The organism is Amycolatopsis sp. NPDC104819 (assembly GCF_055583145.1).
In genome coordinates, this window is record NZ_JBVJON010000008.1 from 383,035 (window position 1) to 403,774 (window position 20,740).

General features: G+C 73.0%; 20 protein-coding genes and 1 pseudogene. 10 read left to right on the plus strand and 11 right to left on the minus strand.

The genetic code is table 11. From position 1 onward, the window contains the following. The first annotated feature begins 2 nt into the window (after positions 1 to 2). Positions 3 to 1,430 (plus strand): benzaldehyde dehydrogenase, encoded by a 1,428-nt coding sequence (locus tag ACZ63E_RS26920; protein WP_465338881.1) that lies wholly within the window; start codon positions 3 to 5, stop codon positions 1,428 to 1,430. A gap of 13 nt (positions 1,431 to 1,443) precedes the next feature. After that, on the plus strand, positions 1,444 to 2,646 hold the full coding sequence (locus tag ACZ63E_RS26925; RefSeq protein ID WP_465338882.1) for an MFS transporter: 1,203 nt from the start codon (positions 1,444 to 1,446) through the stop codon (positions 2,644 to 2,646). Here ACZ63E_RS26925 and ACZ63E_RS26930 read toward each other — a convergent pair. After that, positions 2,643 to 2,816: a hypothetical protein gene (locus ACZ63E_RS26930; protein ID WP_465338883.1), complete on the minus strand. Its 174-nt coding sequence runs from the start codon at positions 2,814 to 2,816 to the stop codon at positions 2,643 to 2,645. The genes ACZ63E_RS26925 and ACZ63E_RS26930 overlap by 4 nt on opposite strands. Positions 2,817 to 2,938: 122 nt before the next feature. Between ACZ63E_RS26930 and ACZ63E_RS26935 the strand changes: the two genes are divergently transcribed. Beyond that, the gene (locus ACZ63E_RS26935; RefSeq protein WP_465338884.1) at positions 2,939 to 3,574 is read left to right on the plus strand and encodes a maleylpyruvate isomerase family mycothiol-dependent enzyme; all 636 of its coding nucleotides are present in this window, start codon (positions 2,939 to 2,941) and stop codon (positions 3,572 to 3,574) included. A gap of 333 nt (positions 3,575 to 3,907) precedes the next feature. Here ACZ63E_RS26935 and ACZ63E_RS26940 read toward each other — a convergent pair whose 3' ends face one another. Further along, entirely contained in the window at positions 3,908 to 4,354 is a 447-nt protein-coding gene (locus ACZ63E_RS26940; RefSeq protein WP_465338885.1) for a nitroreductase family deazaflavin-dependent oxidoreductase, read from the minus strand. 343 nt (positions 4,355 to 4,697) lie between these two features. On the opposite strand from ACZ63E_RS26940, the gene ACZ63E_RS26945 reads away from it, so the two are divergent. Next, positions 4,698 to 5,975: an amidase family protein gene (locus ACZ63E_RS26945; RefSeq protein WP_465338886.1), complete on the plus strand. Its 1,278-nt coding sequence runs from the start codon at positions 4,698 to 4,700 to the stop codon at positions 5,973 to 5,975. A 7-nt stretch (positions 5,976 to 5,982) separates the two neighbouring features. Beyond that, a complete protein-coding gene (locus ACZ63E_RS26950; protein WP_465338887.1) occupies positions 5,983 to 6,792 on the plus strand; it encodes a MerR family transcriptional regulator in 810 nt (269 codons plus the stop codon). On the opposite strand, the gene ACZ63E_RS26955 is transcribed toward ACZ63E_RS26950, so the two are convergent. Next, the gene (locus tag ACZ63E_RS26955; RefSeq protein ID WP_465313649.1) at positions 6,789 to 7,136 is read right to left on the minus strand and encodes an ArsR/SmtB family transcription factor; all 348 of its coding nucleotides are present in this window, start codon (positions 7,134 to 7,136) and stop codon (positions 6,789 to 6,791) included. The two genes, ACZ63E_RS26950 and ACZ63E_RS26955, sit on opposite strands and share 4 nt — an antisense overlap. A 54-nt stretch (positions 7,137 to 7,190) precedes the next feature. Between ACZ63E_RS26955 and ACZ63E_RS26960 the strand changes: the two genes are divergently transcribed. Next, a complete protein-coding gene (locus ACZ63E_RS26960; RefSeq protein ID WP_465338888.1) occupies positions 7,191 to 8,162 on the plus strand; it encodes a cation diffusion facilitator family transporter in 972 nt (323 codons plus the stop codon). Here the strand turns inward: ACZ63E_RS26960 and ACZ63E_RS26965 are convergent. The 3 genes from ACZ63E_RS26965 to ACZ63E_RS26975 all read right to left on the minus strand — a co-directional run bounded on the left by ACZ63E_RS26965 (position 8,159) and on the right by ACZ63E_RS26975 (position 11,384). Then, positions 8,159 to 9,346, minus strand: a complete 1,188-nt coding sequence (locus ACZ63E_RS26965; protein WP_465338889.1) for an MFS transporter — start codon at positions 9,344 to 9,346, stop codon at positions 8,159 to 8,161. The two genes, ACZ63E_RS26960 and ACZ63E_RS26965, sit on opposite strands and share 4 nt — an antisense overlap. A 65-nt stretch (positions 9,347 to 9,411) precedes the next feature. After that, positions 9,412 to 10,605, minus strand: coding sequence for an MFS transporter (locus ACZ63E_RS26970; RefSeq protein WP_465338890.1), 1,194 nt, complete (start codon positions 10,603 to 10,605; stop codon positions 9,412 to 9,414). After that, positions 10,602 to 11,384: a DeoR/GlpR family DNA-binding transcription regulator gene (locus ACZ63E_RS26975; RefSeq protein WP_465338891.1), complete on the minus strand. Its 783-nt coding sequence runs from the start codon at positions 11,382 to 11,384 to the stop codon at positions 10,602 to 10,604. Before ACZ63E_RS26975 ends, ACZ63E_RS26970 begins: the two co-directional genes overlap by 4 nt. Positions 11,385 to 11,507: 123 nt before the next feature. On the opposite strand from ACZ63E_RS26975, the gene ACZ63E_RS26980 reads away from it, so the two are divergent. Then, positions 11,508 to 12,095: a TetR/AcrR family transcriptional regulator gene (locus ACZ63E_RS26980; RefSeq protein ID WP_465338892.1), complete on the plus strand. Its 588-nt coding sequence runs from the start codon at positions 11,508 to 11,510 to the stop codon at positions 12,093 to 12,095. Here ACZ63E_RS26980 and ACZ63E_RS26985 read toward each other — a convergent pair. Beyond that, positions 12,092 to 13,195, minus strand: a complete 1,104-nt coding sequence (locus tag ACZ63E_RS26985; RefSeq protein ID WP_465338893.1) for a Gfo/Idh/MocA family protein — start codon at positions 13,193 to 13,195, stop codon at positions 12,092 to 12,094. The two genes, ACZ63E_RS26980 and ACZ63E_RS26985, sit on opposite strands and share 4 nt — an antisense overlap. Beyond that, entirely contained in the window at positions 13,192 to 13,926 is a 735-nt protein-coding gene (locus ACZ63E_RS26990) for a sugar phosphate isomerase/epimerase family protein (protein WP_465338894.1), read from the minus strand. The genes ACZ63E_RS26985 and ACZ63E_RS26990 overlap by 4 nt, the downstream gene beginning before the upstream one ends. A gap of 197 nt (positions 13,927 to 14,123) precedes the next feature. On the opposite strand from ACZ63E_RS26990, the gene ACZ63E_RS26995 reads away from it, so the two are divergent. After that, positions 14,124 to 14,318 (plus strand): hypothetical protein, encoded by a 195-nt coding sequence (locus ACZ63E_RS26995; RefSeq protein ID WP_465313641.1) that lies wholly within the window; start codon positions 14,124 to 14,126, stop codon positions 14,316 to 14,318. A gap of 77 nt (positions 14,319 to 14,395) precedes the next feature. Next, positions 14,396 to 15,241, plus strand: a complete 846-nt coding sequence (locus ACZ63E_RS27000; protein ID WP_465338895.1) for an SAM-dependent methyltransferase — start codon at positions 14,396 to 14,398, stop codon at positions 15,239 to 15,241. Positions 15,242 to 15,254: 13 nt separating this feature from the next. Here ACZ63E_RS27000 and ACZ63E_RS27005 read toward each other — a convergent pair whose 3' ends face one another. After that, positions 15,255 to 18,110 carry an RICIN domain-containing protein gene (locus ACZ63E_RS27005; RefSeq protein WP_465338896.1) on the minus strand — a complete coding sequence of 952 codons (2,856 nt, stop codon included), beginning with the start codon at positions 18,108 to 18,110 and terminating at the stop codon, positions 15,255 to 15,257. A gap of 68 nt (positions 18,111 to 18,178) precedes the next feature. Here ACZ63E_RS27005 and ACZ63E_RS27010 point away from each other — a divergent pair. Then, a pseudogene (locus ACZ63E_RS27010) lies at positions 18,179 to 18,759 on the plus strand (DNA alkylation repair protein). On the opposite strand, the gene ACZ63E_RS27015 reads toward ACZ63E_RS27010, so the two are convergent. Both ACZ63E_RS27015 and ACZ63E_RS27020 read right to left on the minus strand, forming a co-directional pair. Then, complete coding sequence (locus ACZ63E_RS27015) at positions 18,756 to 19,730, minus strand: ABC transporter permease (protein ID WP_465338897.1); 975 nt, start codon at positions 19,728 to 19,730, stop codon at positions 18,756 to 18,758. The pseudogene ACZ63E_RS27010 and the gene ACZ63E_RS27015 overlap by 4 nt on opposite strands. Beyond that, on the minus strand, positions 19,727 to 20,620 hold the full coding sequence (locus tag ACZ63E_RS27020) for an ABC transporter ATP-binding protein (protein WP_465338898.1): 894 nt from the start codon (positions 20,618 to 20,620) through the stop codon (positions 19,727 to 19,729). The genes ACZ63E_RS27015 and ACZ63E_RS27020 overlap by 4 nt, the downstream gene beginning before the upstream one ends. Between the last annotated feature and the right edge of the window lie 120 nt (positions 20,621 to 20,740).

The following is a 20,740-nucleotide window of genomic DNA, read 5'->3' on the forward strand; positions in this document are numbered from 1 at the left end:
TCATGACCCTGCTCGACACCAGCTTCACCCGCGGCACCGGCGGCATCCACGCGGTGGTCGAACCGGCCACCGGCGAAACCCTGGGCAACGTGGGCATCGCGACGCCGGACGACGTCGCCGCTGCCGCGACCACGGCGGCGAAAGCCCAGCGCGACTGGGCGCGGCGCAAGCCCGCCGAGCGTGCGGCGGTGCTGCGTCGCGCCGGTGAGCTGTGGGAGAAGCACGCGGCCGAGGTGCAGGACTGGATCGTCCGCGAAGCCGGTTCGACCCGGCCGAAGGCCGCGATCGAAACCGAGATGGCGGCCGGGATCTGCTTCGAGGCCGCGGCTCTGCCGACCCATCCGCGTGGCGAGGTGCTGAGCACCGGCGAGCCGCGCTGGTCACTGGCCCGGCGCGTCCCGGCCGGGGTGGTTTCGGTGATCTCGCCGTTCAACTTCCCGCTGATCCTGGCGATCCGGTCGGTCGCGCCCGCGCTGGCGCTCGGCAACGCCGTGCTGCTCAAGCCGGACCTGCGCACGGCGGTGTCCGGCGGGGTGAGCATCGTGCGTGTCTTCGAGGAGGCCGGGCTGCCTTCCGGCCTGCTGCAGCTGCTGCCCGGTGACGCCGCCGTCGGCGCCGCGGTGGTCGACGCGCCGGAGGTGTCGGTCGTGTCGTTCACCGGCTCGACCGCCGCCGGGCGCAAGGTCGGCGAGGCCGCCGCGCGGGCGCTCAAGCGCGTGCACCTGGAGCTGGGCGGGAACAACGCGCTAGTCGTGCTGCCGGGCGCCGACGTCGCCAAGGCCGCGTCCGCCGGCGCGTTCGGCTCGTTCCTGCACCAGGGCCAGATCTGCATGACCACCGGCCGTCACCTCGTGCACGAGTCCCAAGTGGACGAATACGTCGAGGCCCTGGCGGAGAAGGCGCGGCGGCTGCCCGTCGGCAACCCCGCCATCGGCGACGTCGCACTCGGCCCGATCATCGACGACCGGCAGCTCGCGCACGTCACCGACGTCGTCGACCGGAGTGTGGCGGCGGGTGCCCGGGTGCTGGCCGGGGGCAAGCCCGACGCGCCGTTCTATCCGCCGACCGTCCTCTTCGGACTTTCCGACTCGACACCCGCGTGGCGCGAGGAGATCTTCGGCCCGGTCGCGCCGGTGCGCGCCTACCGCGACCTCGACGAAGCCGCGCGGCTGGTGAACGACTCCGAGTACGGCCTGTCGGTCGGGATCCTCGGGGACGTCGGCACCGCGATGACGCTGGCCGACGAGGTCCGCTCCGGCAAGGTGCACATCAACGAGCAGACCGTCGGTGACGAGCCGACCGCCCCCTTCGGCGGCGTCGGCGACTCCGGCAACGGCTCCCGCTTCGGCGGCGCGCAGGCCAACATCGAGGCCTTCACCGAAACCCAGTGGCTGACCGTCCGCGCCGACATCGCGGGCTACCCGTTCTGAAAGGAAAGCGGTCATGACAACGACGTCTCCCGCCCGTCCCGTGTGGACGGCGGTCCTCTGCTGGCTGACCGTCCTGCTCGAGGGGTACGACCTGGTGGCGCTGGGCGCGACCATCCCGACCCTGCTCAAGAGCGGCCACCTCGGCTTCACCGCGGCCGGGGCGACCGCGGTCGCCACCGTGTCGCTGGTCGGCGTGGCTGTCGGCGCGGCGTTCCTCGGCCCGCTCACCGACCGGTTCGGCCGCCGCGGCATGCTCATCGGCTCGGTACTGCTGTTCTCGCTGTTCACGCTGCTGACGCCGGCGGCCTCGAGCGTCGCGATGTTCGGGGCGTTCCGGTTCGTCGCCGGCCTCGGCCTCGGCGCGTGCATGCCGGTGGCGCTGACGGTGATGTCGGAGAACCTGCCCGCGCGGCGGCGGGCCAGCGCGAGCACGTTCACCATGACGGGTTACCACGTCGGGGCGGTGCTGACGTCGATCCTGGCACTGGCCGTGACCGACGACTGGCACTGGCTGTTCTACGGCGGTGGCGTGGCCGGTCTGCTGGTGGTGCCGCTGATGTGGTGGAAGCTGCCGGAGTCGGCGGCCTACCTGGCGGCTCGCGATGACACCGAGCGCGTCGGGCTGCGCGACCTGCTGGGCCCGCGCTTCCGGCGGATCAGCATCGCCGTGTGGACGGGTTCCTTCATGGGGCTGCTGCTGGTGTACGGGCTCAACACGTGGCTGCCGCAGCTGATGCGGACCGCGGGGTACCCGATCTCGACGTCGATCACGCTGCTGCTGGTGCTCAACATCGGCGCGGTGCTCGGGCTGGTGCTGGCAGGCACGATCGCCGACCGGTTCGGCATCCGCCCGATCGCCCGGATCTGGTTCGGCGCGGGCGCCGTGCTGCTGGCGGCGCTGAGCCTGCGCATCGGGAACGCGTTCCTGCTCAACACGGTGGTGCTGCTGACCGGGGTGTTCGTGTTCTCGGCGCAGGTGCTGATCTACGGGTACGTCGCGCAGGCGTTCCCGGCGCAGGCCCGCGGCACGGCGCTCGGGCTGACGTCGGCGGTCGGACGGCTCGGCTCGATCCTCGGGCCGTTCGTGACCGGGGCGCTGGTGACGGCCGGGGTCGCGTATCCGTGGGGTTTTTACTTCTTCGCCGTAGTGGCCGCGCTCGGGCTGGGTGCGGTGCTGGCGCTGCGCAGTGAGGCCCGGGTGCCGGCGCTGCGCTAGGTCGTTTCCTCGGGGCGGCGGCGCATGGTGGGTGCCGGGTTCTCCGTCCGTCGGTCCGAGTCGCGGAGCACTTCGCGGGCCTGGGCTTCGGGGTCGTCGCTTTCGACGGCCTGTTCTTCGGGCAGCAGCTCGGCGCGGGTCTCGGACCGCTCGGGGATCTTTTCGTCCATGCCGGGCTGGTACCCGCCGGCGCGCGGTCTCAGACATCCGTCCGCCGTTGTAACGCCGCGGGCGGCGCGGGCGACCTGACTGCACCGGGATCACGTGGTCCCGGACGGCCCGAGGAGGCCCGATGCACCAGGCCGGCCCCTGGCCCGAGATCCACCGCGAACGCGCCGCACTGGCCGACGACCTGGCCGGCTTGCCCGCGTCGGCCTGGGCGACGCCATCGCTGTGTCGCGAGTGGACGGTCCACGAAGTACTTGGGCACGTGGTCGCGACGGCGAAGCTGACGCCGATCGGGTTCTTCACCCGGCTGGCCGGTTCGGGCTTCCGGTTCGCGGCGATGAGCGCCACCAACGTCCGCCGCGAGACGGCCGACGGCCCGGAAGCGACCCTCGAGCAGCTGCGGTCGCACGCGAACGCGACAACTGGGCCACCGGGGCCGGCGGAGTCGTGGCTCGGGGAGATCGTTGTGCACGGGACGGACATCCGGTGGCCGCTGGGGCTCGACCGCGCGTTTCCTACCACGACGCTGGTGCGGGTGGCTGAGTTCTATCGCGGGTCGAACCTGCTGATCGGTGCGAAGAAGCGGATCGCGGGGTTGACGCTGCGGGCTGATGATGCGGAGTGGTCGGCAGGGGCTGGGCCGGAAGTGCGGGGGCCGTTGTTGGCGCTGGTTATGGCGATGACCGGGCGGGCAGCGGCGGTGGAGCGGTTGTCTGGTGAAGGGTTGGAGCTGCTGTCGGCTCGATGCCACGGCGAGTGAGACCGCCGGGCTGCACGTGCAGGGCCGCTGCTCGCGCTGGTTATGGCCATAACCGGCGCGAGGCGGCGGTGGCGAGGTCGGCTCGATGCCCGCGGCAACTAAGACCGGGCCGGAGGTTCGGGGATCGCTGCCGGCGCCGGTCATGGTCAAAACTGGGCGGAGGTCGGCGGACCGGCTGTCTGGCGAGGGCTGGAGCTGCTTTCGGCTGCGGTGCCGCGGCGCCGGAGACCGCCCGGCGAGTTGGCTCGCTGATGAAAGACCCGGACCGCGATCGGCCTGGCGCGAACCCGCTTCAGCCTGACTCAGGCTGAAGCGCGAGCCCCTCCTTCCGAGTCACGCCGAATCCACCCGAAACACCGCAATCCTCTCCGCAGCGGCCGCCGCTGCCTCCGGCGTCGCAGCATCCGCCAATCCCGTCGTCACGAACCGCTTGCCCACGCTCGCCGGGCTTTGCTCGACCAGCTGCCGTAACAACGGGCGCCGCTCCTCCACCGGGACCTCCGTCAACCGGGCCGTCGACGTGCGGCGGCCGCGGGTGAGCGTCACCTCGGCCGCCGCTCGTGCGTTCGCCACCCAGGCCGCCTTCGGATACGCCTGGAAGATGTAACGGCCGCCCTCAAGGCTGATGACCGCTATCGGGAACGTGCGCGGGACGCCTGTGCGGCGTCCCGCGACCGTGAGCAGCTGCATCGGGCCGAACGCGACGCCGAGCCGCTGGAGGCCCACGACGATCTTGTTCCCCGCGTTGACCATCCGCCGGTAGTTCTGCGCTGTTGCCATGACTCGACCGTACCACAGATCATATGACTCTCATATCATCTGTTTCTCGTAGTTAACGTCGGTCCGGTCCCGGCGCGGGCTCTGGCGGCATCGGGTCGGGAACGGGCACGCCGCCCGGTTCCGGGATGGGCCGCTCGCGGCCGGGGCCCGGTGGCGCCGGATCAGGTGTCACAGGGTCCGGCGCCACCGGGTCCGGCGCCGGAGGTGCGGTCAGGTGAGCAGGCATCGGTCGTCCCTCCGCCAGGCCGTCCGCGGCTCGGACGGCGATCACCTTGAGCTACCACCGCGGCTCCGATCGGAAACCCTTGACCCTGACACCGTGTCAGGTCCTATCCCGGACCCCATGACGTTCTTCCGCTCCGCCACCGAGGTGGCCGCCGACATCCGCCGGGGCGCGCTCTCCGCCCGTGAACTCACCGAAACGCTCTTCGCCCGCATCGACGCCTCCGAAGTCAACGCCGTCGTCGCGACCCGCCGCGCCTTCGCGCTCGACGCCGCCGCGGAGGCCGATCGGGCCGTCCGGCGCGGGGACCACCTCGGGCCGCTGCACGGGGTGCCGATCACGATCAAGGACGCCTTCGCCGTGGCCGGGCTGCCGACGACCTGGGGTGAGCCGGCGTTCGCCGACGCCGTCGCGGACCGGGACGCCGTGGTCGTCGGACGGCTGCGGGACGCCGGGGCGATCGTCGTGGGCAAGTCGAACGTGCACCACATGCTCGCCGACTTCGGGCAGACCGCCAACCCGCTCTTCGGGCGGACGCTGAACCCGCGGGATCCCGCCCGCACGCCGGGCGGCTCCAGCGGGGGCGCCGCGGCCGCGCTCGCCGCCGGACTGTCCTTTCTGGACTACGGCTCGGACCTCGCCGGGTCGATCCGGATCCCGGCGGCGTACTGCGGTGTTTACGGGCTCAAACCCACTCCGGGAACCGTTTCCCTGCAAGGGTTCCAGCCGCCCGGGCCGCCCGCGACGCTCACCCGGGAGTTCCCGTCGGCCGTCGGGCCGCTCGCGCGCTCGGCCGCGGACCTCCGCCTTGCCCTGGACGTGACGAGCAAAGAAGCGCTCGCGCCGTCTCGCCGGACCCGGCTGGCGGACTTCCGTGTCGGCGTTGTCCTCGACGACCCGCGCTGCCCGGTGACCGGCGATGTCGGCCAGGCGCTGACGGACGCCGTCGACGCGCTCGCGGCAGCCGGCGTGAAGATCACCGAAGGCTGGCCGGACGGCGTCAACCCGATGGCGCAGGCGGAGTCGTTCGGCTTCCAGGTCGAGCAGTTCTTCGCCGCTCAGGAGAGCCGTGAGCTGGAAGGGTTCGCCGAGGAAGAGCAACGGCGCACGGCCTTCGAAGCGGCGTGGGCGCGGTACTTCCGGGACGTCGACGTCTTCCTCTGCCCCACCGTCTTCACCACGGCGTTCCCGCACGACGACCGGCGCCGCTACGACGACCAGGGGTTCTGGATCGCGCAGGCGTCCCTGCCCGGGCTGCCCGCCGTGAGCGCGCCGGCCGGCGGCGCGCTGCCGGTCGGCCTCCAGGTGGTCGGGCCCGCGCACGAGGACACCACGGCGATCACGTTCGCGGAGCTCGCCGCGGACGTCGTCGGCGGGTTCGCCGCGCCTGGGGAATGATCGGGGCGTGTTCTCGATCGGCGACTTCGCCCGCCACGGCCGTGTGTCGGTCCGGATGCTGCGCCACTACGACGCGCTCGGGCTGCTGCGGCCGGCGCGTGTCGACCCCGCGTCCGGCTACCGCAGCTACACGGCGGGGCAGCTGGCGCGGCTGAACCGGATCGTCGCGCTGAAGGACCTCGGGTTCACCCTCGAGCAGGTGGCGGCGCTACTGGCCGACGAGGTCACGGTCGAGCAGGTGCGCGGCATGCTGGCGCTGCGACGCGCGGAGCTCGAAGCGGCGCTGGCCGAGGGCGCGGCGCGGCTGGCGCAGGTCGAAGCGCGGCTGCGGACGATCGAGGACGAAGGCCGCCCGCCCGCGCACGACGTGGTGGTCAAGGAGCTGCCCGCCGTGCGGGTGGTGGAGCTGACGGGGATCGCGGCGGGGTTCGCGCCGGAGGCCATCGGCCCGGTCGTCCGGCCGTTGTGCGCGGAGCTGGGCCGCCGCCTGCCGCGCGCGGACGTCACCCCGGCGGGACGCCTGACGTGTTACTACGAGCAGCGCGCCGAGGACGAAGTCGTGGTGCACGCGGCGATCCCGGCATCGGTGGGACCGGGTGACCTCGACGGCCTGACGGTGGCGGACCTGCCGGCCACCCGCGCGGCGACCCTGGTCCACCACGGCGCGATCGACGGGGTCCTGCCGAGCTGGCAGGCGGTCGTCCGGTGGGTCGCCGACCACGGTTTCGCCTCGGCCGGCCCGCAGCGGGAGCTGTACCTGGACTGCCCGGCGGACCCGGCGGGCTGGGTGACGGAGCTGCAGGAGCCGCTCGGTTAGTGCGTGTGCTCGCCGGCGGTGATGCCGCGGTCGACGTGGTCCGCGTGGTGGAGTGCCTGGGCCAGCAGGCCGCGCACGTGGTTGTCGGCCGCCGAGTAGTAGACGAACGTTCCCTCGCGGCGGCCCTTCACCAGCCCCGCCAGGCGGAGCTTGGCCAGGTGCTGGCTGACCGCGGTCGGGGCCGCGCCGGCCAGCTCGGCCAGGCAGGCCACCGACGACTCGCCCTGCAGCAACGCCCAGAGCACCTTGACGCGGGTCGGGTCGGCCAGCAGCCGGAACGTCTCCGCGGCCAGGTGGACCTGCTCTTCGGCGGGCATGTCGAAGTCCGGCAGCGACGTGTGCATGCCGGCTACCTTACTACTTGCTTATCTGCGTGTGTGCGCAGATAGACTACCGCCATGGGACACGGACACGGCCACTCGCGGTGGCGCCCGCACAGCCACGACAGCACCGACCGCGTCGACCACGCCCTCGAAACAAGCCGGCGCGGCATCCGCGCGCTCGGGTGGTCGTTCGCCGCGCTGGTCACGACCGCCGTCGCGCAGCTGGTGCTCGTGCTGGTCACCGGATCGGTGGCGCTGCTGGGCGACACGATCCACAACTTCGCCGACGCGCTGACCGCCGTCCCGCTCGGCATCGCGTTCCTGCTGGGCCGGCGCGCGGCCACCCGCCGCTACACCTACGGCCTCGGCCGCGCCGAGGACCTGGCCGGGGTGGTCGTCGTGCTGGTCGTCGCCGCTTCGGCGGTGCTCGTCGGGTACGAGTCCGTGCTGCGGCTGCTCGACCCGCGGCCGGTCGGGCACCTGGGCGTCGTCGCCGCGGCCGGGGTGGTCGGGTTCATCGGCAACGAGCTCGTGGCGCGCTACCGGATCAAGGTCGGCCGGGCGATCGGCTCGGCCGCACTGGTCGCCGACGGGCTGCACGCCCGCACGGACGGCTTCACCTCGCTCGCGGTCGTCCTCGGCGCGGCCGGGGTCGCGCTCGGGTTCCCCGCCGCCGACCCGATCGTCGGGCTGGGCATCACGGTCGCGATCCTGTTCGTCCTGCGTGACGCCGCGAAGGAGGTGTTCCGGCGGCTGCTCGACGCCGTCGACCCGGCGTCCGTCGAGCTGGCCGAGCGGACGGCGCGCGAGGTGGCCGGCGTGCTGGACACGCGCGACCTGCGGATGCGCTGGATCGGCCACCACCTGCGGGCCGAGCTGGCGGTGACGGTGGCCGCGGACCTGACGGTCGCCGACGCCCACGCGCTCGCCCACGCCGTCGAGCACCGGCTGCTGCACACGATCCCGCGGCTGACCGCGGTCGTCGTGCACACCGAACCGGCGGAGGGGGCGGACCGGGTGCACAAAACCCTGGCCCACCACCACTAAGCGGCGGGGGCCAGGGACCCGGCCCGAGCCGTCGACCGCCAGACCGCGGCGGCCGCCAACGCCGTCACTGTGGCCAAGCCGCCCGAGATCGCGATCGCCGTCGCCGATCCCAGCTGTTCGGCCAGCAGGCCCGCGCCGACGATCGCCACGCCCTGAGAGCTCGTAAGACACGTGCTCAGGCGGCCCATCACCGTGCCGCGGCGGTCGTCCGGGACCAGGTCGACCACCGCCGCCTGCAGGCGGATCAGGTACACCGTCGACAGGCCGCCCGACAGCGCCCAGAAGCCGGCCGCCCACCACGGTCCCGGCAGCAGCGGGACGACCAGCAGTGGCAGCCCGGCCAGTGCCGCCGGCACCGCGACCGACCGGGGCGCCGCGCGTGGCCGGGACGCCGTGCGGGCCGCCCACCAGCCGCCCAGCACGCTGCCGACCGGGTCCGCCGCCATCAGCACACCGACGCCGGCCGAGCCGATCCCGGCCGCCGACGCGTACGGCGCCGCGAGGCCTTCGGGCACCACGAGGAAGCCGATCATCGCCGCGAACGCGTAGACCGCGACCAGCACCGGGCCGGTCTTCGCGGGCGGGCCGGACGTCCGGGTGGCCCGCGCCGCCGGCCGCGGGTGGACGAACAGCAGGACCACCGCCGCGCTCGCCAGGAACGTCACCGCGTTGGCGAGCAGCGCCAGGGTGGGCCCGGTCGCCGTCACGAGCACCCCGCCGAGCCCGAACCCGGCCACCTGCACGGCCTGGATGGTGACCTGCCGCAGGCCCATGCCCGCCTGGAAGAGCGGGCCGGGAAGGACGTCCGGGAGCAGCGCGAGCTGGGCGGCCTTGAACGGCGCCGCCGCCAGCGTCAGCACGCCGATCAGGGCCCACAGCAGCCACAACGGCAACCCGGGCACGGCCATCGCCGCCGCCAGCAGGCCGCGCAGTACGTCCGTCGTCACGACGACCGCGCGACGCGGGTACCGGTCGGCCAGGCCGGACAGCAGCACCCCGCCGAGCACGGCCGGGACGAACGTCAGCGCGTACGTCAGCGCGGTCAGCGCCGCGGAGCTCGTCCGGTCGAACACGACCAGCGCCAGCGCCACCCGCGCGACCTGGTCGCCGCCCACCGACAGCGCCTCGGCCAGCCAGAGCGCCCGGAACTCCCGGACGCGCAGCACCCCGCCGAACCCCGGCATCCGCATCACCCCGCGCCGTGCACGCGCGAGGCGGCCCCGCGGTTTAACCCGAATGCGGGTGAGGCTCAGCCGACGGGCTGTTCCGCCGGTTCCGGCTTCGGGCTCAGCACCCCGGCGAACAGCGCCGCCAGGACGCACAGCACCACCGGCAGCACGAAGGTGACGTTCAGCGGCATCCACCGCGTCAGGCCGCCGATCACCGCCGGCCCCGCCAGCAGCCCGACGTACCCGAGGCCGACCACGCGAGCCATCAGCGCGCCGGACGCACGCGTGTCCAGGTTGCCCGCCGCGGTGAACAGCTGCGGGACGCCGCCCGAGAGGCCCAGGCCGAACAGCGCCCACCCCACTAGGGACAGCGGCACCCACGGCGCCGCCGCGGCGATCGACAGGCCGACCGCCGCGAGCGCCGCGCCGTAGCGGACGATCGCGGCCGGGCCGGCCCAGGCCGCGACGCGGTCGGTCAGGAAGCGGCCGGTCGTCATGGCCACCGCGAACGCGCCGTAGGCGAACGCCGCCGTCGAGGCCGACGTGCCGAGCACCTTCTCCATGTGCAGCGCGGCCCAGTCGTTCGCCACGCCCTCCGACAGCATCAGCGCCAGCGCGAGCAGGCCGAGCAGCCAGACCACGCGCCCCGGCGGCCGGCGGCGGACCGGCGCGGCCTCGGTCGCGGTCTCTTCGACGGCGGGCGCGTCCGACGGCTCCATCAGGAACCGGGCCGCCAGCAGGGAAAGCAGCACGCAGAACAGGCCGGTGCAGGTGAGCGTGACCCCGGTGGGGACACCGGCGCCGAGCGTCGCCGCGCCGATGACCGCCGCGAACGCGCCGCCGATCGACCACATCGCGTGGAAGGCCGCCATGATCGGGCGCGGGTAGGCCCGCTCCACCACCACCGCGTGGGCGTTCATGCCGACGTCGATCGCGCCGTTGCCGAAGCCGAACAGCGCGAGCGCGAGCCCGAGCGTCCACCAGGAGTTCGCGAACCCGGGCGCGCACAACGCGAGGCCGAGGAACACCCCCGCCGCCGGGACCAGCTTGCGGTGGCCGAGCCGGTCGACGAGCGGGCCGGAGATCTGCATGCCGGCGAACGCCGCGCCGCCGAGCACCAGCAGCAGCGCGCCCAGGGTGCTGTGCGAAATGCCGGTCGCGCGCTCGACGTTCGGGATGTGCACGACCCACATGCCCATCCCGAACCCGTTGAGGGCGAAGAACATGAAGGTCGCGGCGCGGGCGGCGCGCGGGCGGGGCGGGGCGGTCGTCATCGGCTCTCCGTGGGGGTGGGGACGGCGACGTGCACGAGCACGCCGCGTTCGGCCAGGGCCGCGCGCTGGTCTTCGGGCGCGCCGGGGTCGGTGATCACGACGTCCGCGCGGTCGGCGGGACAGACGTGGGCGAGGGCGGCACGGCCCCACTTGGCGCCGTCGGCGAGCACGATCGTCCGGGCCGCGACGTCGAGGGCCTGCTGCTTGACTTCGGCGTCGCCGAGGTCGAAGGCGGTGAGCCCGGTGTCGAGCCCGAACGCGCACGGGCTCAGCACGGCGACGTCGAACCGCAGCGCGCGCAGCGAAGCCAGGGTCAGCGGGCCGACCAGGGCCTGCTCCCCCGGCCGCGGCTCGCCGCCCGGCAGCAGCAGCCGGATTCCCGGGGCCTCGGCCAGCTCCCGGGCCGCGTGCAGGGACAGCGGCATCACGGTGACCGAGCGCCCGCGCAGCAGCCGGGCCAGCTCGAGGGTGGTGGTGCCGCTGTCGAGGACGATCGTTTCGCCGTCGTGGATCAGCTCCGCCGCGGCGGCCGCGATGGCCCGCTTCGCCGCGGTCGCGGCTGTCGCCCGGGCCGCGAACGGGGGCTCGATCCCGGACGGCGAGGCCGCCACGGCGCCGCCGTGCACCCGGCGCAGGACCCCGCTCGCGGCGAGGTGGTCGAGGTCGCGGCGCACGGTCATCTCCGACGCGCCGGTCACCTCGGCCAGCTCGGTGACGGCGACCTGGTCGGCGTCCCGCAGCCGCTCGACGATGATCCGCTGGCGTTCCGCGCTCTTCACCCCGCGATGCTCGCAAGCCACCGGATTTCGCACAACCGGTTTGTTCGTCCGCTCACGTCGGTTGTGCGAAAAGCCGCTGCGGCATGATGGTGCCGTGCACGCCGCCGAGACCACCGCGACCCCGTGACCGGGGGCTACCTGAAGGGCCGGATCCGCCGTGAGGACATCATCACGGCGGCGGCCGCGGCCTACGGCGAGCTCGGTTACCACGGCTCGTCGCTGCGGGAGATCGCCAAGCGCGTCGGGATCTCCCACGCGGGCCTGCTGTACCACTTCCCCACCAAGGAGGCCCTGCTCGCCGCGGTGCTCGAACGGCGCGACGCCGAGGACTCCGAGCGCGAGCAGCTGACGGTGCCGCCTGGCATCGAGGTCCTGCGCCACTTCGTCGCGCTCGCGGGGCACAACGTCCGGCACCCCGGCATCGTCGACCTCTACTCGCGGCTGGCCGCCGAGGCGGTCGCCGCGGACCACCCGGCGCACGAGTACTTCGTGCGCCACTACCGGGCCGCGCGCGCTAGCGTGCACGAGTCGTTCGAAGCCCTGGCCGCCCGCGGCGAGCTGCGCGACGGCGTCGAGCCCGGGATGGCCGCGCTGACGTTCATCGCGCTGATGGACGGCCTGCAGGTGCAGTGGCTGACCGCGCCCGCTGACGTGGACCTGGTCGGTTCGCTGCGCTTCGCCCTGCAGAACCTGCTCACCGTCCCGCTCTAGAGGGTTTTCGCGTACGGGTCCCACGCCGCCGGCAGCGCGGGCGGGACCTCGACACTGCTGACGACTTCGACGGTCTGCCCGCGGGTCATCGCTTCGTCGATGGCCAGCATCGTGTCGAGCACGTGGTAGGCCAGCTCGCCGGACGCGCGTTCCGGCACGCCCGCGCGGATCGCCCGGGCCAGCTCCAGCACGCCGGCGCCGCGCGACGCCGCGTGCCCGTGCGCCGGCAGCTCTTCCGGCTCCTCGTGCCCGAGCAGGTGCAGCCGGGTCGGCCCGTCGAAGCGGTTCGGGTCCGGCAGCACCGCGGTGCCGAGCGTGCCGGTCACCTCGACGAACCCGGCCCGCTTGAGCGCCGAGTCGAAGCTCAGCACGAGCTGGGCCGAGCCGCCCGCCTCGAACTCGACGAGCGCGGTGACCGTGGTCGGCACCGTCACCGGGAACTCCGTCCCGGCGCGCGGCCCGGACCCGATCACGCGGGTCTCGCGCGCCCGGCCGCCGGCCGCGGTGACCCGCCGGACCGGGCCGAGCAGCTGCACCAGCGTGGTCAGGTAGTACGGGCCCATGTCGAGCAGCGGCCCGCCGCCGGCCTGGAAGAGGAACTCCGGCGCCGGGTGCCAGCTCTCCGGCCCGGGCACCTGGAACAGCGCGAGCGCGGTGAGCGGCCGCCCGATCCGGCCCGCGTCGACGGCCTGGCGGGCGGTCTGCGGGCCGGCGCCGAGCACGGTGTCGGGCGCGCTGGCCACGCGCAGGTTCTTCTCCCGTGCGCGGTCCAGCAGCTTGCGGCCGGTCTGGCGGTCGAGGGCGAGCGGCTTCTCCGCCCAGACGTGCTTGCCCGCTTCGAGCGCGGCTAGCCCGACCTCGACGTGCGACGCCGGGAGGGTCAGGTTGACGACGATCTCGACCTCGGGGTCGTCGAGCAGCTCGGGCACCGTGCTCGCGTGCGGGACGCCGAACTTCTCCGCCTGTGCGGTGGCGCGGGCGGCGTCGAGGTCGGCGATCCGCAGCACGCGGACGTCGGGGAAGCTCGTGAGGTTCTCGAGGTAGGTGCCGCTGATGACGCCGGCGCCGATCACCCCGACGCCGACCGGGCCGCCGGTCACCGGCCGGCGCCGGTGAGGAAGGCGTGGCTGGCGGCGATGGCCTCGAAGAGGTCGCCGTCGTAGGCGTCGAACTCGATGACGCGCAGCGCGGCGGGCGCGGCCGCGAGCACCTCGGCGACCGGCACCCGGCCCTGGCCGGCGGGGAGCTGGCCGGAGGCGTCGGTGGCGAGGCCGCCGTCCTTGACGTGGATCGCCTGGACGCGGTCGCCGAGCCGGCCCAGCAGCGCGGCCGCGTCCTCGCCGCCCGCGGTGGCCCAGTACGTGTCCACTTCGAGCGCGACGGCCGGGTCGAGCTGGTCGGCGAACACCTCGAAGGCGCTGCGGCCGTCGATCCGGGACTCCAGCTCCCACCAGTGGTTGTGGTAACCGACGCCGACGCCGTGCTCGGCCGCGACCTTCGCCGCGGCGTTCAGCGCCTCGGCCGTCGCGGCGATGTCGGCCGGGTCCTGCCACTGCTCGGGCTTGACGAGCGGGTCGATCACCAGGCCGATGCCCAGCTCGGCCGCCGCGGCGAAGACGGCCGCCTGGTCGGCGCCGAGCAGGCGCGCGTGCGCGGTCGGGGCGGTCAGCCCGTTCGCCGGCAGGCCGGTGCGGAGGGCCTCGACGTTCTCGACGACGCCGTAGGGCTCGACCTGCGTGAAGCCGATCGCGGCGAGCCGCCGCAGGGTGTCGGCGGGGTCCGCCGCGAAGGCGTCGCGGACCGAGTACAGCTGCACGGAAAGCGGGCTCATCCCAGCTCCTGGGGTCACGGTGGCGGGTCCTCAATTTCTACCATGTGGTCAGAATTGGCACCAGGGATTTCGGGACGGGTCCACCGGACGGCAGCAGCGGCGTGCCGAGGCTCACGACCCGGGGTGTTTTGGCGAGCGCCCGGTGGGGCAGTAACGCAGGGAAGGCGGGGGCCAGGCCGATCCGGGAGGTGCCGGTAGTGGACAGGGCAGGGGACGAAGTGGACACCGGGGCCATCGAGCACCCGGCGTCCCGTCGCGACCTGACGGAACTGTCCGAGGCCGCGCGAGACCTCGACCGGCGCATCGAGCAGCACCTCGAACGGCTGCGTCGCGAACGCGCCGAGCGCGCCCGCGACGACATCCCCGACCAGCGGCTTCGCCCCAGCGGCTGACCTCGTCTTCACCGCGCGGACCCGAGCTACTACGCTGGGTGGCCCAACGCCACGCGCCGGAGTCCTGCGAGGTCGCCATGTCCGAGACGCTGTCCCCGAGCCAGAAGCCGGTCGGAGTCGACCCCGCCCGGCCGAGCATCGCGCGGATCTACGACGGGTTCCTCGGCGGCAACAACTTCTACGAAGTCGACCGCGTGGTGATGGAGAAGATCCGCGCCGCGGTCCCGGAAGCCGTCGACATCGCCCGCGGCAACCGCGGCTTCCACAACCGCGCGCTGCGGATGCTCGCGAGCCAGACCAGGATCCGCCAGTACGTCGACTGCGGCTCGGGCCTGCCGACGGCGGAGAACACCCACCAGATCGTCCAGCGCATCGACAAGGACCACACGGTCGTCTACATCGACAACGACCCCGTCGTCCTCGCGCACGGCCGGGCCCTGCTCGTGGAGAACGACTTCACGCACATGGTCGAAGCGGACATCTTCGAGCCCGAAGCGGTGCTCGGCAACGAGGTCGTCCGCCAGCACGTCGACTTCTCGGAGCCGGTCGCGCTGCTGCACGTCGGCACGATGCACCACTTCGAAGGCGACGGCGCGGCCGACATCATGCGTCAGTACATCGACGCGCTCGCCCCCGGCTCGTACGTGGTGCTGTCGCACTTCTTCGACCCCGAGGTGCCGGAGCTGACCGAAATCGCCAAGCGCATCGAGAACATCCTGACGCAGGGCCCGCTCGGCGCCGGCCGGTTCCGCACGCGGGTGGAGATCGAAGCCATGCTGCCGGGCCTCGAGCTCCTCCAGCCGAACGCGACCTCCGCGCCGGGCCTGGCGGTGTGCGACGAGTGGTGGCCGGACGGGCCCCGGCTCACGCCCCTGTCGGGTTCGGCGAAGTGCGTGGCCGGGATCGTCGGCGTCAAGCGCTGACCCGGTCCCCCGGCTAGCGCAGCCGCCACAGGTGGTCGGCGGTTCCGGTGTCCCCGAACTGCACCACCTGGGCGCTGTCCGCGGTGGACATCCCCGCGACGCCCAGTACCTTGCCGGAGTTGCGGTTCACGATCCGGAACCAGCCGCTGCCGTCGTCGCGCAGCCGCCAGTCGTGGTCCGCCGACCCGTTGTCGGCGAACTGGACGACGATCGCGCTGTCCGCCGTCGACATCACGTCCACGCCGAGCACCTTGCCCGAGTGGACGTTGCGGATCCGGAACCACCCGCCGGCGGCCGGTTCGAAGGTCCACAGGTGGTCGTCGGTGCCGTTGTCGGCGAACTGCACCACCCGCGCACTGTCCGCGGTGGACATCTGATCGACGCCGAGTACCTTGGCCGAGTTGCGGTTCTCGACCCGGACCCGGCCGTCGGGCACGAGTGACCACACGTGGTCCGCGGTGCCCGAGTCCGCGAACTGCACCACCTGCGCACTGTCCGCCGTGGACATTCCCGCGACGCCCATGACCTTGCCGGAGTTGCGGTTCTTCAGCCGCCACGCGCCGTCGCCGTTGTCGACGAGCTGCCACAGGTGGTCCGCGGTGCCGTTGTCGGTGAACTGGACGACGATCGCGCTGTCCGCCGTGGACATCTGGTCCACGCCCAGCACCTTGCCGGAGTGGTGGTTGCGGATCCGGTACCAGCCGTCCCCGTTCGGGACCAGGTGCCAGACGTGGTCGTCCGTGCCGTTGTCGGCGAACTGCACGACCCGCGCACTGTCCGCAGTGGACATCTGGTCCACGCCCAGCACCTTGCCGGAGTTGCGGTTCACGATCCGGAAGCCCGCTCCCCCGCCGCCAGGCGACCACGGGTGGCCGTTCGGGTCGGCCGTCGGGAACGACGTGACGCGCAGCCGCGCGGCGCCCATCGGGATCAGCGTGACCGTCTCGACCGCCGCGTCACTGCGGGCCGGGGACGCCTGCAGCGGCGTGACGACGTTCTGGTCGTCGGTCGTCCACTCGGCGATCTTCCGCGCGGGCGCGGTGATCTTGACCGGCGCGGTGTCGGGCGTGAACGGGTTGGCGGGCAGCGCGCCGCCGGCCGCGGAGAAGGTCAGCGCGGCGCCCGGGGTGAGGCCGTAGTTCCACGGCGTCGTCGCGTGCACCGCGTACTCCGGGAACTGCGCGTTCCCGCCGATCTGCTGGTAGCTCTCACCGACCTTCAGCGAGTAGGTCAGCGGACCGTGGTCGACGGACACCGAGTCGTGGTTGGCCGACCAGGTCCGCGTGGTCGTGCGCTGCGGCAGGGTGAGCGTGACGACGTCGCCACCTCCCCAGGTCCGGTCGACCTTCACGAACGACGGCCCGGCCGTCGCCGCCACCGCCGCCCCGGCCACGACCAGCCGCGGCGCGGCGCACCAGGCGGGAATCCGGAAGTACAGCGGGAACGCCAGCCGCTTCGGCGTCCGGACGGTGAAGGTGACCTGCTCCGAGAACGGGTACGTCGTGTCCTCGGTGATGGTCACGGCGGTGCCGTCGCCGACCTTCGCCGTGACGCTGCTGGCGGAGTACATCGCGGCGGCGAGGCCGTTGTCCGGGGTGGCGAGCCACAGCTCTTCGGTGAAATACGGCCAGCCCATGCCGTAGTTGTGCGGGCAGCAGCGGTACTGGTCGACGCCCGGCAGGTAGGCCTGCATCGCGAAGCCGTTCTGGAACTGGCCTTCGCTCTTGGGCACGTTGTCGAGGTCGACGCTGTTCGCGCTGGTGATGTAGTGCACGGCGCGCCCGGCCGGGTCGAGCGCGGCGGGCAGGGAGTTGAAGGCGAGGTCCTCGCAGCGGTCGGCCCAGACGGGGTCGCCGGTCAGCCGGGTGAGCAGCTGGTGGCTCGCCATGAACTCGACGATCCCGCAGGTCTCGAAGCCCTGCCGCGGGTCGCCGAAGCCGGGCCGCGCGTTCTCGTCGCCGGCGAACCCGCCGCCGGCGAACTGGCCGTAGGTGGCCATGACCGTGTTGTAGTCGGAGTAGGTGGCCTGGGTCAGGCTCGCGTTGCCGGACCGCAGCGCGTACTGGGCGGGTTCGCGGAAGCCCTGGGCGATGTTGACGTTGTGCAGGCTCGGCAGGTTGTTCACCCAGCTGGCGCCGAAGCTGTGGATCTTGTCGGCGAGGTCGAGCAGGAAGGTGTCGCCGGTGCGGTTGAACAGCCAGAAGACGCTGTCGAGGCCGTCACCCCAGCGGACGGACACCCAGCTGGAGTCGAACGCGCTCTTGCCCTGGGCGTTCATGTAGCGGAGGAACCGGGTCAGGAACGGGACGACCCGCGTGTCGCCGGTGTACTCCTGCCAGGAGCGCAACGCCTGCAGCAGCGGGAGGTACGGCCAGAAGTCGGGGCCGTTGTTCAGCGCCGTGCGCAGGGCGGTGGGCCCGAAGAAGCCGTCGGACTGCTGAGTGGCGAGGATGGCGTCGATCCACTTGGCGGCGGTGGCTTTCGCGGTGGCGTCGCCGGTGACGGCGGCGAGGTCGACGTACCCGCGCAGCCAGTACGGCACCTCTTCCCAGCCGGTGCGCTCCGGGTGGACCCAGCCGCTGGTGGCGAAGTCGAGGAAGTGCGACGTCTCGGCGTAGTGCCCGCAGAGGCCGTCGAGCTGCAGCCGCAGCTGGCCGGCGAGCCAGCCGCGGGCGGTGACCGCGCCGGGCGGCAGCTTGAGGAAGGCGGCGGGTTTGAGGGGCGCCGCGTTCGGCGTGTAGAACCCGCCCGAGGCGGGGGCGACCTTCCGGCAGCGGAGCACGGCGGCCCCGACTTCCCGGACGTTCGCGCCGGTCAGCAAGGTGGCGGCGACCGCTCCGGTGACGAACTGCCTGCGGCTCAGCGACACGGGATCAGCCTCCGCTTGTCGTTACAACGTTGTAAAAACAGTCTTACCCGTTCGATACAACGTTGTAAATCCGCCGTTCGTCGGAGCGCGCCGCGGCGGTGGCCGAGGTGACGGCCGAGCTCGCCGCGCTCGAGGACGCCAGAACGCGGGTGGTGAACGAGAAGCACGGTGACGACCACGGCGTGAATCTCGGCAAGCTGCGCGCGGTCGCGAAACGGCTGAAGACGCAGCAGGAGCTCGCCCGCGAGCTCTGGGCGACCGGCGACACCGCGGCCAAGCTGCCGGCCACCTGATCTGCCGCCCGAAGGCGTTCGAGCGGGCCGAGCTGGACACCATGCTGCGCGAGGCGCGCACCCCCAAGGTGCACGACTGGCTCGTCGGTTACGTCGTGAAGAAGAGCCCGCACGCCGAAGCGTTGCGGCGGGCCTGGTTCGCCGACCCGGACCCGGTCGTCGCGAGCGCCGGCTGGGCGCTCACCACCGAGCGCGTGGCGAAGCAGCCCGACGGCGAGCACGCCGCGCTCCGCGCCCGCGCGATCGGCATCGGCGAGCGCCTGCAGGTGCTCAAGGACTACCCGACGCCCCCGAACTGCACGTCGCCGTTCGCGCCGGTCTGGATCACCGAGATGGTCCGCCGCCAGAACGCTTAAGCGATCGTGCGCAGCCGCTGGGTCGCGAAGTACACCAGTGCCGCCGTCAGCAGCACGAAGATGCCGGTCTCGATCCCCTGGAAGGTCCAGAACCGGCTGCCCGGCTGGTACTCCATCCAGTTGTACGCGCCCGGTCCCACGCCTCCGCCGGCGCCGCAGCCGCCCGGCGGGCACGGGCCGATGCGGGCGTCGGGCAGCACCAGGTCCCCCGCCGCGTTGCGGACGCCTTCCGACATCACCCAGTCGCCCGACGCCGGGTTCGGGGTCTGCTTTCCTTCCGGCGCGAACGTCAGGGTCTGCGCCGGCAGGTACCGCGGCCGCGCGAGGACCTCGACGGCGATGCGGACCACCGCGTACCCGACCAGCGCCGTCCCCATGGCGGGCAGCACCTTCGGCCAGTACGTCCCCACAAAAACGCCGAGCGCGAGCGCGAAGAGCGTGTACGCGATCGGGACGATCCCCTGGACGTCGAAGGACAGATACGTCAGCCGGCCCGTGCTCGCGCTGACCAGCGGCTGAAACCACCACGACACGCCCAGCGCGTACCCGACGGCCAGCACCGCGGTGATCGCGCCGACCAGGCTGAACTTCACCAGGCCCCATCGCAGGCGGCTGACGCCCTGGGTCCACACGAGCCGGTGGGTGCCCTGCTCGACCTCGCGGGAGACCAGCGGCGCGCCGAAGAACACCCCGACCAGCACCGGGAGGATGACGAACAGGACGGCGACGAACACCATGCCGCCGAACTGCTGCTGGAACTGGTGGCCGAGGCTCTCGCAGTTCGCCGTCGCCTCGGTCTGCGTGATCATCGACGCGCTGCCGAGCGCGGCCCGGCACGCGGGCAGCCCGAGTCCGTTGTACTTCGAATGCATCGCCAGGCCGGTGGGCACCATGATCGCGGCGAGCACCCCGAGGGCCACCAGCGTGAACAGCGCCTGCCTGCGGTGCTGGCGCCAGGTCAGCCAGATCATGCCGGCACCCCCCACGCTTCGGCCGTCGCCCGGGTTTCGCCGTCGGCGAGGTGGGCCAGCACGACGTCCTCCAGGGTCACCTCGTGTTCGGTCCACAGTGGATCGATCGGGCCGTCGCCGCGCCGGACGAGCAGCGTCGACTGGCGTTCGGTGTGGCTGGCGCGGACCACCTCGGCGACGCCGGTGATGGACTCGCTGCCCGCCCGCGGGCCGACGAGCGTGCGGTGCGTGTCGAGCAGCTCGTCGACCGGCCCGGCGAGCCGGACGCGGGCGCCCTGCAGCACGACCAGGTGGTCACAGCTGCGTTCGAGGTCGGCGAGCAGGTGCGAAGACAGCAGCACCGTGGTCTCGCTCTCGGCCACCGCGCCCATCAGCGCCTGCATGAACTCCCGGCGCGCCAACGGGTCCAGGCTCGCGATGGGTTCGTCGAGCAGCAGCAGCCGCGGGCGCTTGGCGAGCGCCAGTGCCAGCGCGACCTGCGCCCGCTGGCCGCCGGAGAGCTTGCCGACCGGCCGGTCCGGCGGGATGCCCAGCGCCGCAAGCCGTTCGCGGGCCAGCGCGGCGTCCCAGCGGCGGCGGTTCAGCTTGCCGCCCATGGTGATCAGCTCCGCCGCGGTGAAGTCGCGGTAGAGCGGGGTGTCCTGCGCGACGAACCCGATGTCGGCGAGCACCGAAGCGCCCTCGCGCGGGTCGCGGCCGAACACCCGCACCTCACCCGCGTCGGGCCGCAGCAGCCCGACGACCAGGTGCAGCAGGGTCGTCTTGCCCGCGCCGTTCGGGCCGACGAGCGCGGCGATCCGCCCGGCGGGCACCTCCAGCGCGCAGTCCCGCACCGCCCAGGTGCGCCCGTAGCGCTTGCCGAGCGCTCTGGTCTCCACCGCCAGTTCCATCCGGACTCCCCTACGACAGGTCCTGGGGGGGGGGGGGGGGGGGGGGGGGGGGGGGGGGGGGGGTGGTGGGGGGGGGGTGGGGGGGGGGGGGGGGTCGTTGTGGCGCACGACCGAAGGCAC

Coding starts and splice junctions, on each gene's coding strand:
- ACZ63E_RS26920 (WP_465338881.1), top strand. CDS start 3: ATGACCCTGCTCGACACCAGCTTCACCCGCGGCACCGGCGGCATCCAC.
- ACZ63E_RS26925 (WP_465338882.1), top strand. CDS start 1,444: ATGACAACGACGTCTCCCGCCCGTCCCGTGTGGACGGCGGTCCTCTGC.
- ACZ63E_RS26930 (WP_465338883.1), bottom strand. CDS start 2,816: ATGGACGAAAAGATCCCCGAGCGGTCCGAGACCCGCGCCGAGCTGCTG.
- ACZ63E_RS26935 (WP_465338884.1), top strand. CDS start 2,939: ATGCACCAGGCCGGCCCCTGGCCCGAGATCCACCGCGAACGCGCCGCA.
- ACZ63E_RS26940 (WP_465338885.1), bottom strand. CDS start 4,354: ATGGCAACAGCGCAGAACTACCGGCGGATGGTCAACGCGGGGAACAAG.
- ACZ63E_RS26945 (WP_465338886.1), top strand. CDS start 4,698: ATGACGTTCTTCCGCTCCGCCACCGAGGTGGCCGCCGACATCCGCCGG.
- ACZ63E_RS26955 (WP_465313649.1), bottom strand. CDS start 7,136: ATGCACACGTCGCTGCCGGACTTCGACATGCCCGCCGAAGAGCAGGTC.
- ACZ63E_RS26960 (WP_465338888.1), top strand. CDS start 7,191: ATGGGACACGGACACGGCCACTCGCGGTGGCGCCCGCACAGCCACGAC.
- ACZ63E_RS26965 (WP_465338889.1), bottom strand. CDS start 9,346: ATGCCGGGGTTCGGCGGGGTGCTGCGCGTCCGGGAGTTCCGGGCGCTC.
- ACZ63E_RS26970 (WP_465338890.1), bottom strand. CDS start 10,605: ATGACGACCGCCCCGCCCCGCCCGCGCGCCGCCCGCGCCGCGACCTTC.
- ACZ63E_RS26990 (WP_465338894.1), bottom strand. CDS start 13,926: ATGAGCCCGCTTTCCGTGCAGCTGTACTCGGTCCGCGACGCCTTCGCG.
- ACZ63E_RS27000 (WP_465338895.1), top strand. CDS start 14,396: ATGTCCGAGACGCTGTCCCCGAGCCAGAAGCCGGTCGGAGTCGACCCC.
- ACZ63E_RS27015 (WP_465338897.1), bottom strand. CDS start 19,730: ATGATCTGGCTGACCTGGCGCCAGCACCGCAGGCAGGCGCTGTTCACG.
- ACZ63E_RS27020 (WP_465338898.1), bottom strand. CDS start 20,620: ATGGAACTGGCGGTGGAGACCAGAGCGCTCGGCAAGCGCTACGGGCGC.